The following is a 15,066-nucleotide window of genomic DNA, read 5'->3' on the forward strand; positions in this document are numbered from 1 at the left end:
ATGTGGATAGCATATCTCTGTTATTTTCAAAGCTAAAGTTAACTTGAGGTCAAGAGTTTTATGAGTCAAATAAGTCAGCATTGGATTAGTATTGGTGAATTGGCGGAACGTAGCGGGGTCACTGTGGCTACGTTACGTTTTTATGAAGAAAAAAAATTGATTTGGAGTGTGCGAACTCAAGGAAATCAGCGGCGCTATCAGAGAGCAATGTTAAGACGAGTAGCAATTATTAAAATTGCACAGCAAGTGGGTATTAGTCTGCAACAGGTCAAAGAAGCCTTTGTAGTCTTGCCGCGAAATAAAGCGGCCACTAAGGCAGACTGGCAAAACATGTCACAAAAGTGGCAAGCGCAATTAGATCAACACATTATGCAACTATTGCAGTTACGGCAACAGTTGGATCAATGCATTGGTTGTGGCTGTTTGTCATTAACACAATGTCCATTGCGTAATCCAGATGATCAGTTTGCTCAAAAATCTTCAGGCGCACATTTTCAAAAGATGCTTTTACAACTTGATCGGATTATTTCAGATCAAGCTGTTGGTGAGTAGGTGAATCTGTAGGTGGTCAGCCTGCCAATTTATTTTTCGACAGTGTAATCATCATCACACCAATAATATTGAGTAGGCAACCAAACCATTGAATTATATTCATGTGTTCACCCAGTAAAGAAACCGCCAATATAATGGTGAGAATTGGTCCGATTGAACCAATCATCGCAGATTGTGCGGCGCCTAAACGAGATATGCTTTGTGCAATTAAAATGGTTGGTAATACTGTGACGAGTAAGCCAAGTGCAATGCCATACCAAATGACCGTTGTTGGAAGTTGAGATAACAGCCCTATGGGATTGGGTGTTGCAATTATAAAGTGTGTTAATGTCCCAATACAGGCAATGCTTAGTGCAAGACCAGTATAATTCCACGAACCAAATTTTTGAATGAGGCGTGGAGTTAACAGGAGGTAAGATGCAAAACACACTGCACTGGCAAAAACCAAACTGACACCGATCCAAAAATTACCTTCATGTGCCACAGTACTTTGCTCTTGTAGCATCACAATAACTGTACCGCCATAACTGAGCGCAATGGCAAAGATACTTTTGAGACGTAATTTTTGTTTATAAATAAAACTTGAGGCAATAACCGTTAATGTTGGATAAAGAAATAAAATAATCCGTTCTAAAGATGCGCTGATATACATTAGTCCTGCAAAATCGAGCCAACTTGAAAAGTAATAACCAATCAGTCCTGCAACCATCAAGAGAAACCAGTCTTTTGCTTTGATATCTTGATTGTGATGTCTATTGAGCCAACAAATGAGTAGGAAAAATGGCAAAGCACTTGCCATACGCAGTGCCATAAGCACTGTTCCATCGACTAAGGGTGACAGTGCGTACGCTTGCTTAATAAAGATCGCTTTGGTGCTAAACAAAAAGGCTGCGCCTAAAGCGAAGATAGAGCCGAGTTGTATACTCGAAAAAGGATGTTTCATAAGACTCACGATGCAAATGGCAATGGTCTAGATTTGAAGCTAAGTATAAAGGTTCGAATGATTGAGGGAAAATGCAAAAAAAGAATCAGTTTAATCAAAATATGGAATATAAAATTAAACTTAAGGTGGTTTTAATGCGCAATGGATGTAAAAAAGAACTTGCTGTAGAGATTTTTTTCTGCGGTGTAATTCAAAAATGATACTTTATTTGTGCAAAAGATTAAAATTTTCATGTTTAAACCTTATTTTTACCCAATAAACGTTACAAAATGATGCGATTCTTCTTGTGTTTGAAATTGTGCAAAATATTGTATTGAAATTTTGCGCCATGTTGGTGCGTATACACACATGTGACGTCATTATTCAATTAACATCATCAATTGTCAAAATGGTCATTCAAAAAAATACAAAATTATTTTTTATTATTATTTCCTTGAATATGAGGAAAAACTGTCTTGTGATATAAGTACTTTTTTTTATTAATGAAAATATAAAATGGAATAATATAGAACCATCAATTCGTCTAAAGATACAACAATAAATTTAGTTTTTATGAGCCATTTTATTGATCTTTAAATGTCATTAATGCAAATAAAAGCTTTAGATTTACGATAAATTGACTGTTTTAATAGTAAATTTACTGATTATTTTTTATCTTTAAAATGGTGTTTTTTTGGCATAAAAGTCAAAACTAATCATCCGATGGTGTCTTATTTTTATGCTATAGGTGGGTTTGAATGTGGGATATCACGGTAAATTTCCTGTAAAAAACAATCGAAATGAAGAGCTCCCTATTTTTCATCATTGCTAAAATGAATACTAGGTATGTCGTAAAATTATATTTGTGAATCATGAGTTCAAAACATAGGTATTTATAAAATAAATATTGGGTGGTAATTTAAAAAAGTTCAATTAGAATCCAAAAATTGAACAAAAAACATATCCTGAGGAAAGCATCGTTTATCGATGTTGACTTGAAGAAAAATTAGCTTGAGGAATGCTCATGCAGATCGGAATCCCAACGGAAACTGTTGTCGGTGAAAGTCGTGTCGCTGCTACACCTGAAACAGTAAAGAAGTTGATTGGCGCTGGCCATACTGTAGTCATTGAACGTGGAGCAGGTAAAAGAGCCGCTTACATTGACAGTGCTTATGAACAGGTCGGAGCAAAAATCACGGAAGATGCCTATACAGGCAGTCAAATTATTTTGAAAGTTCGTTCTCCTCAGGGTGAAGAAATTCAAAAACTTACGCCGAATACAACAGTTGTGGCGATGTTTGACCCGTACCGTAATACTGAACTTGATCAGTTTGCGGCACAACAAGTCAATGCATTTGCGCTTGAGTTGTTACCTCGTACTTTATCTCGTGCGCAGAATATGGACGTGTTGTCTTCTCAGGCAAACTTGTCAGGTTACAAATCAGTTCTTTTAGCTGCAGCAGAATATCAACGTATGTTTCCAATGCTTATGACTGCAGCAGGTACTGTAAAACCTGCTCGTGTGGTGATCATGGGTGTGGGGGTTGCGGGCTTACAGGCAATTGCAACGGCAAAACGTCTAGGCGCTGTTGTTGAAGCAACAGATTTACGTCCAACAGCACGTGATCAGGTGGAATCACTTGGTGGTAAGTGGTTAGACGTTCCAATGTCGGATGAAGAAAAGCAAAAAGCTGCCGATGCTGCGAAGAATGGTTATGGTTGGATGCCGGGTGAAGAATATATCCGTGATCAAGCGATCATTGTTGATAAAGCTGTATCAAATGCTGACATCGTGATTACAACAGCTTTATTGCCGGGTCGTGATGCACCGCGTTTAATTAAAGCTGAAACCGTTGCCAAAATGAAACCGGGTTCTGTCATTTTAGATATGGCTGTAGAAACGGGTGGCAACGTAGAAGGTTCTAAGAACGGTGAAAATGTTGTCACTGACAACGGTGTCACGATTCTTGGTATTCCAAATATCCCTGCGACAGTGTCGACTGAAGCATCTGCATTGTATGCACGTAACGTGTTTAATTTCGTTGAAACTTTGTTTGATGCAGAGAAAAACTTTGTGTTGAATCAAGAAGACGAAATTCAAAAAGCACTTCTAGTAACTCATGGCGGTCAAGTACTGCTAAAGCGTGGTTAAGGAGAGTCATCATGGTTGAAACTATTACTATTTTCGTCTTAGCCATCTTTGTTGGTTACTACGTGGTTTGGGGTGTAACACCTGCATTGCATACGCCATTAATGGCAGTGACCAATGCATTGTCATCGATTATTGTTGTTGGTGCGATGATTCAAACGGTTGGTATTCCGGGTATTGTTGATGCAAGTGTGCAATTTCAATCAATCAATGTTGTTAGTGTGCTTGGCGCAATTGCAGTGTTCTTGGCAAGTATTAATATTTTTGGTGGTTTCGCAGTGACTGCGCGCATGCTTGAAATGTTTAAGCCAAAACAAAAAAAGAAAGAGGGCTAATCCATGGAATTCATTAAAGAATATGCAGATTGGTTCTACCTTGTTGGTGCTGTACTTTTTATTTTAACCTTACGTGGTTTGTCGGGTCCTAAAACAGCAATTCAAGGTAACCGTTACGGTATGATCGCAATGGCGATAGCTGTAATTACCACTTTCTTTGTTGCTGACCATCCTGTTGTGTGGATGATTGGTGGTGCAATGGTACTTGGTGCAGTTGTAGGTATTGCTCGTGCACGTACAGTTCCAATGACACAAATGCCTGAAACAGTTGCTTTGATGCACTCTTTAGTTGGTTTGGCTGCGGTATTGATTGCGATTGCTGCAATTTTGCATAACAACCAATTAACAGCTTTATTTGCTCAAAATGAATCAGTATTGACAGCTGCGGGCGTGCAACATGCACATATGAGCAGTGTTCATTTATTTGAACTGTTCGTCGGTTGTTTCGTTGGTGCAATTACATTTACAGCATCTGTTTTTGCTTACGGTAAATTGGCTGCGAAAAAATGGGCAAAAACCATTTCAGGTGCATGGGTTAAACCTGTACAAGCAATCATTTTCCTTGCAATGTTGGCATGCGGTATCTTGTTCTTTACCACAGGTAATATGCAAGCATTCTGGGCAATGACAGCACTTGCACTTGTCTTTGGTTGGGTGTGGATTGCACCAGTCGGTGGTGGTGATATGCCAGTAGTTGTATCGCTTCTAAACTCATTCTCGGGTTGGGCTGCCGCAGGTATTGGTTTTACACTTGAAAACAATATGTTGATCGTTGCTGGTTCGCTTGTTGGTTCATCGGGTGCAATTTTGTCTTACATCATGTGTAAAGCAATGAACCGTTCAATCATCAACGTATTGTTTGGTGGAACGATGGGTGCAGCAGCACCAGTTGCGGAAGCAGGCGATAAAGTACAGCGTAATCATCGTTCAGGCTCTTCTGATGATGCAGGCTTCTTGATGTCAAATGCAGACAGTGTTGTGATTGTACCAGGTTATGGTATGGCGCAAGGTCGTGCACAAAATGCAGTAAAAGAACTTGCCAACACTTTAAAAGAACAAGGTGTAACGGTTCGCTTTGCGATTCACCCTGTAGCAGGTCGTATGCCTGGTCACATGAACGTACTTTTAGCTGAAGCTGATGTGCCTTATGAAGATATTTTGGAAATGGATGAAATCAACTCTGATTTCCCTGCAACCGATGTTGTACTTGTAATTGGTGCAAACGATGTTGTAAACCCAGCGGCGAAAGATGATCCAACATCTCCAATCTACGGTATGCCAATTCTTGAAGCGCATAAAGCACGTACAATCATGGTGATTAAGCGTTCTATGGCAACAGGTTATGCGGGGCTAGACAATGACTTGTTCTATAACGACAAGACAATGATGGTCTTTGGTGATGCGAAGAAAGTTGTTGAAGATATGACAAAAGCCATCAATGGTACGGGTCACTAATTCATTTAGAATTAAATCTACCCAAACCCTCCTTATAAAAAGAGGAAATTAATGAACCACCTTCGGGTGGTTTTTTTGTGGTCTAATTTTGCAGAAGTCTATTATAAAATATTGAATTGAGTGAATCAGCATAAAAAAAGCGACCGAATGTGGTCGCTTTTGTTTGGATACTCAGCCGTGGTTTAGATCACGTACTAATTATGCCATAGGCTTATGCAACAGATTCTGGAGTTGCGCGCCAAAGGCTTTCCAAGTCATAGAATCTACGTGCTGTTGGCAACATAACATGCACAACAATTAAACCTAAGTCCACGAGGATCCATTCAGCATCACGTTCACCTTCAACACCAATCGGGCGGAAGCCAGCTTTACGAGCTTCTTCAGCGACATTGTCTGCAAGGGCTTTAATGTGACGAGTTGATGTACCACTTGCAATTACGATTGCATCAGATACATTGCTGACTGAACTCACATCCATAGCAAGGATATCTTTGGCTTTTACATCCAGCAGCGCTTCACGTACGACATTAAGACATGTCAATACATCTGGATTTTGAAAATTCATAGGGAGCTCTTTAGAATTAGAAGCGCTGGGCGATGGTTCAGAATTCATGTTAAGTCTATTTTCCTGACAATTACTCACTGTCTAATATACCCACTTTAAGGAAAAATTTCAAATCAAGTATGTGAGTAAAAATTACTCTTAGGTAGATTGATGATTCGGAAAATATTTTTCTTTCCAAGCAAAGGACTGATTTGAATGTGATTGTGGCTTATATTCTGCTGCAATATAACCGCTATAGTGACTTTGACTGAGCCATTTAAAAATATTAGGAAAATCAATTTGTGCGGTGTCAGGCTCATGTCGTCCTGGACAGTCAGCAAATTGAATATGTCCAATCACATCAATATTTTCTTGTAGTGCTGTTAGGACATCTTCACCCATCATTGCCATGTGGTAACAGTCATATTGCATTTTAAGCATAGGGTGTTGTACGACTTCAAGTATTTCTTGTGCTTGGGCAATATTTTGAATGAGGAAGCGAGGCATATCTGTGCCGTTAATCATTTCAAAAACAGGCTGAATCAACTGCTCTGTCAGCATACGACATGCCATTTTTAGATTAATTGCTAGGGTGTTTAAGCAAGGTAATAAGTCGGCATCATGCGGTTGTTTTCCTGCCAAAATATTGACGCGTGGAATATTTAGTGCAGATGCATATTCTATGGCTTTTTCAACAGCTTGATGAAACTCAATTTCACGTCCAGGGATACCTGCTAAACCATCACCACCTTGCATTAGATCGCCTGCAGGAACATTGATCAGGCAAATGTGAAGATCGTATATTTCCATCTGCATGCGAATTTCATCAATCGAAAGTTCATAAGGAAACTGAATTTCAATCGTGTGAAATCCATGTGCATGAGCCAATGCAAAGCGTTCAATCAATGGGACTTCGGTGAAAATCATCGATAAATTTACAGCCAATTGCGTTGTCATACGTGTGCTCCATGCAGATGAAAATAAATTTAACGTTTAGACTCAACCTGATAAATCACCGTTGCAAGATCAGCTTCAGCATAACCTTGTTGCTGATGACTTTTTAATTGTGATAATGCTTGTCGTGCAACAGGAATATCTAAATTAAATTTTTCAGCAAGTGTTAAAGCATTGTTGAGATCTTTGGAAAGCGTTTGAACTTTCCATTGTATAGGTTCAAAAGTATGCGTTGCCATGCGCGGTGTCAAGATCTGAAAAGGCTTAGAGTCTGCAAAACCACCTGCAAGTGCAGGGGCGAGAAGAGTAGTGTCTACGCCTGCTTGTGTTGCCAGCGCAACAGCCTCTGCAATGAGTGTACTATTTGCAGCGACAATCAGTTGATTGCAGATTTTAGTGGCTTGTCCTGTGCCTGTTCCACCCATACGTGTCACACGCTGCGAAAGTACATTATAAATTAGGCTTAAATCTTGGATGATATTCTCTTGTCCACCTGCAAAAATTACCAATGTGCCATTTTCAGCGCCTGCCGTTCCACCTGAAACAGGGGAGTCAATCCAATGACAGCGTTTGCTCTGTGCTTGATCTGCAAGTTGTGTAGTTTGATCAACAGATAGGCTTGAGAAGTCAACAATTACTTGATCGGTTTTTAAAAAAGGCTCGATTTGTGCATAAACAGATTTTACTGCTGAATCATCGGCTAAACAGGTCAAAATCACAGGATAGTCGGCAATATCGCTGAGTTCTAAAGGATATCCACCAATGTCAATAATCTGCTCACAAGCAGAAGGCGTACGGTTCCAGACTGCAACATGAAAACCCGCTTGAATTAGACGGGTTGCCATGCGACTCCCCATTAAACCCATGCCTAGAAATGCAATTTTTGTTTGAATATCAAAGTGCATAACTTTTCCTAAATATTAAATTATGATTCCAATTTAAATTAGCTAAATTAAAGTTTACTTATATTGACGTGGTAAAAACTGAACTTCGGGGTTCTTATCTTTTTTACGTGCAATTTGGCTATTTTTGCCAAGTAGTAATTTTAATTGCCAAATTTTTTCTAAACGTAAAGATTTGGTTGGTGCATGTTCCATGGCATCTAAAACACGTTTTGCTGCGGTTAAGGCATCAGGTGAGCGTTGTAACATTTCAGCCGCAATTTTTTGTGCTTGTTCGAGAGGCGATCTACTGAGATGTGTCACCAAGCCAATGTCTTTGGCATATTGACCATCAAAAATACGGGCAGTCAGTGTAAGTTCTTTCGCTAGATCTAAACCAATCACGCCTTTGAGTGAGCGTGTTAGACCCATGTCGGGAACTAAACCCCAGCGGCTTTCCATAATCGACATTTGTGTTTCAGGATGTGCAATACGAATGTCCGCAGCTAAAGCGAGTTGCATACCTGCACCAAAACAAAAACCTTCAAGTGCTGCAATTACAGGTACAGGGAGTTCTTGCCAAATTAAAAATGCTTTTTGGAACAGACTTTGACCTGGTTTAATCAATTCCCAAGCGGCAAATGCAGTATTTTTAGGGCTATTTAAATCTGCAAGGTCAATGCCTGCGCTAAATACATTGGCTTCACCAGTTAAAATGACGCAGCGAATAGAGCGATCTTTTTTAATTTTTTGTGCCGTAGAAACAAGTTCTTTGAGCAGTGCAAAGCTCATAGCATTGCGTTTTTCAGGACGGTTTAAATAGACAGTTGCAATACCATCTTTTTTTTCAATACGTAATAAAGCCATGCATTTTCACTCTTGTTTGTTTTTGCTGAATCAGAATTTTATGACTTGAGCATAGCATGCTGTTTCTGATGTTACATGACAGTACAGTCACGGAAATATGTAAGCAACACGATTCTTATTGAGCACTCAACTTTAAGCAGGCTATTTGAGTACAATGCCATATTTCCTTGCATTAAATTGCATGAAAGGAGTCGTGAGCGAGAATGCTTCTTTTTATACAAGATGTTAAAAATTCAAAACTTGTTTTGCTGCACTTTCAACTTCATGAATGACAAGTTGTAGTTCATCGAAGCATTGTTGGGTGTGATGAATGAATGCATCATCGGCTTTTTTACGTTCTTTACGTAAGGTCGACACAAACTGTTCAAATTCACCTGTGGTTTTTTGCAGTTTTGGTACCCCGACATAGCGTGTTGCTCCATAAAGGCGATGTAGCACATGCTCAAGTTGAGGGAAATCTTCAAGTTCAATGAGTTGTTCAATTTCAGTGAGTTCAGTTGGGAAGCTATCTACTAACATTTTGAGTAAATCTTGTGCTAAATCTTCTTTGTTCGCTGCCAACTGTAGGCTTTGTTTCCAATCTAAAATATTGTGATCTAATGCTTCAACGATAACGGTATTTTCTGTTACTTGAAGCGGTTTAATAAACTTATCTGCTGTCCAATGGGTCAAAATTTGAATAATTTGATCAATTTGAATCGGTTTAGTGACATAATCATCCATACCCACTTTGAGAAGTTTTTGTTTTTCATCAGCAAGGGCATGCGCTGTGAGAGCAATAATTGGCATGCGCATCCCATCAAGGGTGGATTCAAGCGAGCGAATGGCACGTGTGGTATCAATACCAGACATGACAGGCATTTGAATGTCCATAAAGACCAAGTCAAAAGGCTTTAAGCCTTGATCAATATTGAGTTGTAAGATATTTAAAGCTTCCTGACCACTTTGTGCTTTGGTGGTTTTGACATTCAATTCACCAAGCAATGCCTCAAGTACAATTAAGTTGGGTAAATGGTCATCTACTGCCAAAATGTGTAAATCTCGTCCTTTAAAATCTTTATGTTGTTCAGGCTCAAAAATAGGTTTGTTTTTCAGTAGTTGAATCAGTGCAGTACGACTGAGAGGTTGATACAGTGGTCGTGCATTAAATTTGGCAATCATGCTTGGGTCAAGCATCATTTGATAACCGTAGACTGCAATATGCCCTTGATAACGTCCACGAATTTCACGCAATAAGGCTTCGGTATCGCCACTATGGTCGACAATCAGCCATGTATCATCTGATTCTTTAGGTAAGTTATTTAAGCGACTGAATAAATCTAAAATAGACTGAGTTTCGGTATGTTGAACATCATAATTTTCAAGATAATGACGTAAAACATTCGCTGTTGCAGGATGAGCTAAATAGGACACCACTTGCATGTCTGTAAATTTTGGATGCTCAAAGATCGAATCTTCATCCGTTTTCAGTACGGCTGTAAACCAGAAAGTTGAACCTTTCTCAGTCGGTGCACGTTCTTGGTTATCTTCGAAACCAATTTGTCCTTGCATGAGATGTACAAGTTGTTTGGAAATTGCGAGCCCAAGTCCTGTACCGCCAAACTGACGAGTCACAGAAGCATCACCTTGAGAGAATGACTCAAACAGACGTTTACGGTCTGTACCACTTAAACCAATACCACTGTCTTGAACACTGAAATGCAATAAACATTGTCCAATGTCATCATCTTCTATACGTACCCGAACAATGATTTCACCATCAGGAGTAAATTTAATGGCATTGGAAATGAGATTGGTTAATATTTGTTTGACGCGTAAAACATCGCCAATCACATGCTTAGGCACGTTGTCAGCATAATAAAATGCCATATCAATGTGTTTTTGCGCTGCGAGTGGTGAAAGCATGTCCATCACATCAAACACTGCTTCTTCTAAGTCAAAAGGTGCAGTTTCAAGTTCGAGTTTTCCTGCATCAATTTTAGAAAAATCAAGGACATCATTGATTAATGCGAGTAAGTGAGCCGATGATTTACGAATAGTTTGCAAGTATAAACTTTGATCGTTGCTCAAGTTGTCTTGACGCAATAATAGATGTATAAATCCATCAATACTGTTCAGTGGTGTACGTAATTCATGGCTGATATTGGCTAAAAAAACTGATTTAGCTTGATTCGATGAAATTGCCTGATCACGCGCTTGTTTGTAGGTAATATTCTGTACTTCGAGCGTATCTAGTGTTCTTCGTAAGTCATCTTCAGTTTGTTCTGTGTGTTCTTTGAGTTCTAAGAAACTGAAATGTAGGCGTTTGACCACATTGGCAATGTCTCGTTGTAATAGACGCAGTTCACCTGTACTGTTAATCACCATGTGCTGATCAAGCGTGTCAGCATTTAGGCGTTGTAATTGCATGCGAATTTCGTACATCGGGGCAATCCAACGCCGTGAATAAAAATTCAAACACAATAGTAATAAAAGAAGTGTCAATAAGCCTGTGGTAATTACCGCAATCAGTACGCGATAGCGTGAAATTTCTAAAGGTTGATTGTCGAGTTCAACCATCAACCATAATTTAGGTTGATCAGCTTTAGTCGGAAGAAGTGCACCATAAACATGATTGTTTTTATAAGTGATGGGGCCAAAAAAAGTATTTTGTTTGCTTGGGATAACCCAATCGCGTTGACCTTGAAAGCCAATATTTAAAATTTGTTGATTTTTTTGATTGATAATACTTGCACCACGAACATACTGTTCATGAAATAAACTTTGTAAAATATGCTCGGCTTCATCTTTTTTTTGTGGATTTTTCGCCACCATATCAGCCAACTGCACAGCCGTATATTGATAGCGACTTAAAATTGCAATTGCACTTGAGCGTTGTTGGTTTTTCGCAGAATTTGATGTTTCCGATAAAACTAAAGCTGCACCAACACACGAAATGATCATGATGGGAACGAAAATGAGCGCAATCAGTTGACCGTAAGCATGATTGAGTTTTAAGCGTTTAAAGAGTTTCTTATTGAAATTCGACATCCATTGAACCACACGTTCCCCATGTCAGGCATATTAGCATGCTTTATAAAAAATGCTGATGCTTTAATCAGTCTGAATAAATTGCGCCAAAAAGTGTGCAGGCAGAAGTATTTTTTCATACAATAGGCGCACCTCGATATAGGTACACCTAATGACTGATACACAACCTAATTTTTTAGCGGATGAATTTTTACTTGACCATTATGTAGGGAAAACCCCTCTAGTCCGCTTGCAACGCTTGCCAAGTCATACGCAGGCAACAGTATTGGCAAAGCTAGAAGGCAATAATCCAGCAGGCTCGGTGAAAGACCGTCCAGCATATAACATGATTATGAAAGCTGAACAGCGTGGTCAAATAAAACCAGGTGATACTTTAATTGAGGCAACGAGTGGTAATACAGGCATTGCACTTGCAATGGTTGCAGCCATGCGTGGCTACAAAATGAAACTCATTATGCCCGCAGGTTCAAGCCAAGAACGTAAAGATGCCATGCGTGCATATGGCGCTGAATTGATTGAATCTGAAAATATGGAACAAGCACGAGACATGGCTTTGAAAATGCAAAGCGAAGGTCAAGGCTTGGTTCTCAATCAATTTGGTAATCCTGATAATGTTGAAGCACATTACTTGACGACAGGGCCTGAAATTTGGCAACAAACAGAAGGTAAAATTACTCATTTCGTCAGTTCTATGGGAACAACAGGGACGATTATGGGGATTTCTAAATATTTAAAAGAACAAAATCCTGAGATTCAAATTGTCGGTTTACAACCTTCAGAAGGTTCAAATATTGCAGGTATTCGCCGTTGGCCACAAGAATATTTGCCGACGATTTTTGAACCAAAACGTGTAGATCGGATTATGGATATTCCGCAAATTGAAGCGGAAAAAACAGCACGTCGCTTGGCACGAGAAGAAGGGATTAGTGCGGGTGTTTCATCGGGCGGTGCTGTTTGGGCATCGGTGAAAATCGCAGAAGAAAATCCTGATGCAGTCATCGTGTGTATTGTTTGTGATCGTGGAGATCGTTATTTATCTACAGGTTTATTTTCAGTTCAAGACTAATGGTTTTTAGTTCAGGACTGATTCATTTTAATTTTGAAAGTTGAGCAATCATCATGCGCCTACCTGTTTTAGTATTTGATATTGAAACGTTAACTGATTTGAAATCGGGGGCGCATTTGTATGGCTTAGATTTGCCTGAGCAAGATTTAGAAAGTGCATTGACGAAACTGCGTCGTCAAGAATCAGGCAGTGAGTTTCAACGTCTGCCTTTACATGAAATTGTGTGTATTTCTGGTTTATGGATTGATGAAAAAGGCACAATGAAATTGTTTTCGTTTAGTCGAGAACAGTGGTCTGAAGCAGAAATTTTAACAAAATTTTTATCAATATTTGATAAACGTCATCCGACTTTGGTCAGTTGGAATGGCTCACAGTTTGATTTACCTGTGATTTTATTCCGTGCGATGTATCATGGTTTATCAGCAGCGGCCTTGTTCGATCAGGGTGAGATTGATACGCAAAAGCGCTATAATAACTATCAAAATCGCTATCATCATCGTCATGTAGACTTGATGGACGTGATGGCAATGTTCAATGGTCGTAACTTTCAAAAGCTCGATGATATTGCGCATTTGTTCGGTTATCCGGGCAAGCGTGGCATTGTGGGTTATCACATTCCAACCTATGTTAAAAATGAGCAATGGCTTGATTTAACAAGTTATTGTGAAGGTGATGTACTCAATACATGGTTGATTTTCTTACGTTGGGCATTACTGAAAGGTCAATTGTCACAGCATGATCATCAATTGTGGATTCAAGCCACGATTCATTATTTACAGGGTCTGCCTCAGCAGGCTGAATTTTTACAGGTATGGCGTGAAACTTCACAATACAGTGAGTTTACCGCACAAGATTTTACATCTGTCATTCCTCCATTAGATTAGGTATTTCTTTGAAACACAACGCTCGAACTCGTCCTGCTCAACTTCCACAATATACGTTTAAAGTTGAGAAACTTTCACATGAAGGTCGAGGAATAGCGCATTACTGTGCGGAGCAAGACCATCCAAAAGAAAAACAAGGTAAAAAAGTCTTTATTCGTTATGCCTTACCAGGTGAAACGGTCAAAGTACAAATTACACGCCAAGTTTCTAAGCTTGAAGAAGCCGATAAAATCAAGCTCATTAGTGAGCCATCTCAAGATCGTATTGAGCCGATTTGCCCACACTTTACTCAGTGTGGTGGTTGTAATATGCAACACATTCATGAAGATATGCAGATCCGTTTAAAACAGGATGTGCTCAAATCACATTTTAGTCATTTTGCTGGTTTAGAGCCGCAAGAATGGTTAGCACCAATTCGTTCATTGCGTACAGATTACCGCCATAAAGCTCGTATAGGCGTGCGTTATTTACTAAAAAATAATAAGTTATCGATGGGATTTCGTGCAGCCAATAGTAATCAGTTGATTGATATTTATACCTGTAAAATTTTAGATCAGCAGTTAGATGAGGCATTACCCGAAATTCGGGTATTACTCGAAAGTCTAACAGGCAAAGCGACAATTGGTCATATAGAATTGGCAAAAGGTGATGATGAAATTTCCTTATTGATTCGTCATACTGAAAAATTAAAAGAGCATGATGTCAACCTATTGCGACAATATGCGTTACAGAAGAAGTGGCAGTTATATTTGCAACCTGCAGGTGTTGATAGTGTTCATCGTGTTGATGATGCAGAAGCTCCAAAGCAATTACATTATAAACTGAATGAATTTGATATTGAGTTTGCCTTTCATCCGACAGATTTTACGCAAGTCAATCCAACGGTCAATGTGCAAATGATGAAAATGGCATGTGAATTGCTTGATTTAAAACAAGGTGAAAGTGTTCTTGATTTGTTTTGCGGATTAGGAAATTTTTCGTTACCACTAGCTCGTACCGTTGGTGTACAAGGTCATGTTGTTGCTGTAGAAGGCAGTACTGAAATGGTTAAACGGGGTACAGAAAATGCACTGAATAATGGGATTGCCAATGTTAAATTCTATTCACAAGATTTAACGCAGGATTTTTCACAACATTCTTGGGCAAAGCAGGGTTTTGATGCATTATTGATTGATCCACCACGTTCAGGTGCAGAAGAAGTCATGCAATATATTCCTAAATTTGGTGCAAAAAGAATCGTTTATGTGTCATGTAATCCAGCTACTTTAGCTCGGGATGCGGGAATTTTGACCCAATACGGTTATCAGTTAAAAAAAGCAGGTGTGATGGATATGTTTACCCACACAGGGCATGTCGAATCCATTGCTTTATTTGAAAAGAAACAAGAGATAAACGATTAAAAATGAGTAGTACAGTCAGAGGAGAGT

Annotated in this window: 13 protein-coding genes; 7 read left to right on the plus strand and 6 right to left on the minus strand. The window is 39.2% G+C overall.

What is annotated here, in order from left to right:
* The first annotated feature begins 60 nt into the window (after positions 1-60).
* Positions 61-552: a redox-sensitive transcriptional activator SoxR gene (gene soxR, locus ACK1JC_RS05330; RefSeq protein WP_409510826.1), complete on the plus strand. Its 492-nt coding sequence runs from the start codon at positions 61-63 to the stop codon at positions 550-552.
* 16 nt (positions 553-568) lie between these two features.
* On the opposite strand, the gene ACK1JC_RS05335 is transcribed toward soxR, so the two are convergent.
* A complete protein-coding gene (locus ACK1JC_RS05335) occupies positions 569-1,495 on the minus strand; it encodes a DMT family transporter (RefSeq protein ID WP_409510827.1) in 927 nt (308 codons plus the stop codon).
* Between the two features lie 1,003 nt (positions 1,496-2,498).
* On the opposite strand from ACK1JC_RS05335, the gene ACK1JC_RS05340 reads away from it, so the two are divergent.
* Genes ACK1JC_RS05340 through ACK1JC_RS05350 form a run of 3 tightly spaced genes read left to right on the plus strand, consistent with a single transcriptional unit; the run spans position 2,499 to position 5,413 of the window.
* Positions 2,499-3,626 (plus strand): Re/Si-specific NAD(P)(+) transhydrogenase subunit alpha, encoded by a 1,128-nt coding sequence (locus ACK1JC_RS05340; protein ID WP_409510828.1) that lies wholly within the window; start codon positions 2,499-2,501, stop codon positions 3,624-3,626.
* A gap of 11 nt (positions 3,627-3,637) precedes the next feature.
* Complete coding sequence (locus ACK1JC_RS05345) at positions 3,638-3,958, plus strand: proton-translocating transhydrogenase family protein (protein ID WP_409510829.1); 321 nt, start codon at positions 3,638-3,640, stop codon at positions 3,956-3,958.
* Positions 3,959-3,961: 3 nt separating this feature from the next.
* The gene (locus tag ACK1JC_RS05350; protein ID WP_409510830.1) at positions 3,962-5,413 is read left to right on the plus strand and encodes an NAD(P)(+) transhydrogenase (Re/Si-specific) subunit beta; all 1,452 of its coding nucleotides are present in this window, start codon (positions 3,962-3,964) and stop codon (positions 5,411-5,413) included.
* 211 nt (positions 5,414-5,624) lie between these two features.
* On the opposite strand, the gene rsfS is transcribed toward ACK1JC_RS05350, so the two are convergent.
* The 5 genes from rsfS to ACK1JC_RS05375 all read right to left on the minus strand — a co-directional run bounded on the left by rsfS (position 5,625) and on the right by ACK1JC_RS05375 (position 11,689).
* Positions 5,625-6,026: a ribosome silencing factor gene (gene rsfS, locus ACK1JC_RS05355; RefSeq protein WP_409510831.1), complete on the minus strand. Its 402-nt coding sequence runs from the start codon at positions 6,024-6,026 to the stop codon at positions 5,625-5,627.
* A gap of 90 nt (positions 6,027-6,116) precedes the next feature.
* Complete coding sequence (locus tag ACK1JC_RS05360; RefSeq protein WP_409510832.1) at positions 6,117-6,914, minus strand: hydroxypyruvate isomerase family protein; 798 nt, start codon at positions 6,912-6,914, stop codon at positions 6,117-6,119.
* Between the two features lie 29 nt (positions 6,915-6,943).
* On the minus strand, positions 6,944-7,816 hold the full coding sequence (locus ACK1JC_RS05365; RefSeq protein ID WP_409510833.1) for an NAD(P)-dependent oxidoreductase: 873 nt from the start codon (positions 7,814-7,816) through the stop codon (positions 6,944-6,946).
* 54 nt (positions 7,817-7,870) lie between these two features.
* Positions 7,871-8,659 (minus strand): crotonase/enoyl-CoA hydratase family protein, encoded by a 789-nt coding sequence (locus ACK1JC_RS05370; RefSeq protein ID WP_409510834.1) that lies wholly within the window; start codon positions 8,657-8,659, stop codon positions 7,871-7,873.
* A gap of 225 nt (positions 8,660-8,884) precedes the next feature.
* Positions 8,885-11,689, minus strand: a complete 2,805-nt coding sequence (locus ACK1JC_RS05375) for an ATP-binding protein (RefSeq protein ID WP_409510835.1) — start codon at positions 11,687-11,689, stop codon at positions 8,885-8,887.
* 151 nt (positions 11,690-11,840) lie between these two features.
* On the opposite strand from ACK1JC_RS05375, the gene cysM reads away from it, so the two are divergent.
* From cysM to rlmD, 3 genes are read left to right on the plus strand one after another with little or no spacing between them, the layout of a single operon-like run.
* The gene (cysM, locus tag ACK1JC_RS05380; protein WP_409510836.1) at positions 11,841-12,755 is read left to right on the plus strand and encodes a cysteine synthase CysM; all 915 of its coding nucleotides are present in this window, start codon (positions 11,841-11,843) and stop codon (positions 12,753-12,755) included.
* Positions 12,756-12,808: 53 nt separating this feature from the next.
* A complete protein-coding gene (locus ACK1JC_RS05385; RefSeq protein ID WP_409510837.1) occupies positions 12,809-13,639 on the plus strand; it encodes a 3'-5' exonuclease in 831 nt (276 codons plus the stop codon).
* 8 nt (positions 13,640-13,647) lie between these two features.
* The gene (rlmD, locus tag ACK1JC_RS05390; RefSeq protein ID WP_409510838.1) at positions 13,648-15,039 is read left to right on the plus strand and encodes a 23S rRNA (uracil(1939)-C(5))-methyltransferase RlmD; all 1,392 of its coding nucleotides are present in this window, start codon (positions 13,648-13,650) and stop codon (positions 15,037-15,039) included.
* The last annotated feature ends 27 nt before the right edge of the window (positions 15,040-15,066 follow it).

It is taken from the genome of Acinetobacter sp. TY2, assembly GCF_046269225.1.
Taxonomy (GTDB): domain Bacteria; phylum Pseudomonadota; class Gammaproteobacteria; order Pseudomonadales; family Moraxellaceae; genus Acinetobacter.

What these genes read in the sequence shown, in the direction of transcription:
- soxR (WP_409510826.1), top strand. Translation starts at nt 61, where the DNA reads ATGAGTCAAATAAGTCAGCATTGGATTAGTATTGGTGAATTGGCGGAA.
- ACK1JC_RS05335 (WP_409510827.1), bottom strand. Translation starts at nt 1,495, where the DNA reads ATGAAACATCCTTTTTCGAGTATACAACTCGGCTCTATCTTCGCTTTA.
- ACK1JC_RS05340 (WP_409510828.1), top strand. Translation starts at nt 2,499, where the DNA reads ATGCAGATCGGAATCCCAACGGAAACTGTTGTCGGTGAAAGTCGTGTC.
- ACK1JC_RS05345 (WP_409510829.1), top strand. Translation starts at nt 3,638, where the DNA reads ATGGTTGAAACTATTACTATTTTCGTCTTAGCCATCTTTGTTGGTTAC.
- ACK1JC_RS05350 (WP_409510830.1), top strand. Translation starts at nt 3,962, where the DNA reads ATGGAATTCATTAAAGAATATGCAGATTGGTTCTACCTTGTTGGTGCT.
- rsfS (WP_409510831.1), bottom strand. Translation starts at nt 6,026, where the DNA reads ATGAATTCTGAACCATCGCCCAGCGCTTCTAATTCTAAAGAGCTCCCT.
- ACK1JC_RS05360 (WP_409510832.1), bottom strand. Translation starts at nt 6,914, where the DNA reads ATGACAACGCAATTGGCTGTAAATTTATCGATGATTTTCACCGAAGTC.
- ACK1JC_RS05365 (WP_409510833.1), bottom strand. Translation starts at nt 7,816, where the DNA reads ATGCACTTTGATATTCAAACAAAAATTGCATTTCTAGGCATGGGTTTA.
- ACK1JC_RS05370 (WP_409510834.1), bottom strand. Translation starts at nt 8,659, where the DNA reads ATGGCTTTATTACGTATTGAAAAAAAAGATGGTATTGCAACTGTCTAT.
- ACK1JC_RS05375 (WP_409510835.1), bottom strand. Translation starts at nt 11,689, where the DNA reads ATGTCGAATTTCAATAAGAAACTCTTTAAACGCTTAAAACTCAATCAT.
- cysM (WP_409510836.1), top strand. Translation starts at nt 11,841, where the DNA reads ATGACTGATACACAACCTAATTTTTTAGCGGATGAATTTTTACTTGAC.
- ACK1JC_RS05385 (WP_409510837.1), top strand. Translation starts at nt 12,809, where the DNA reads ATGCGCCTACCTGTTTTAGTATTTGATATTGAAACGTTAACTGATTTG.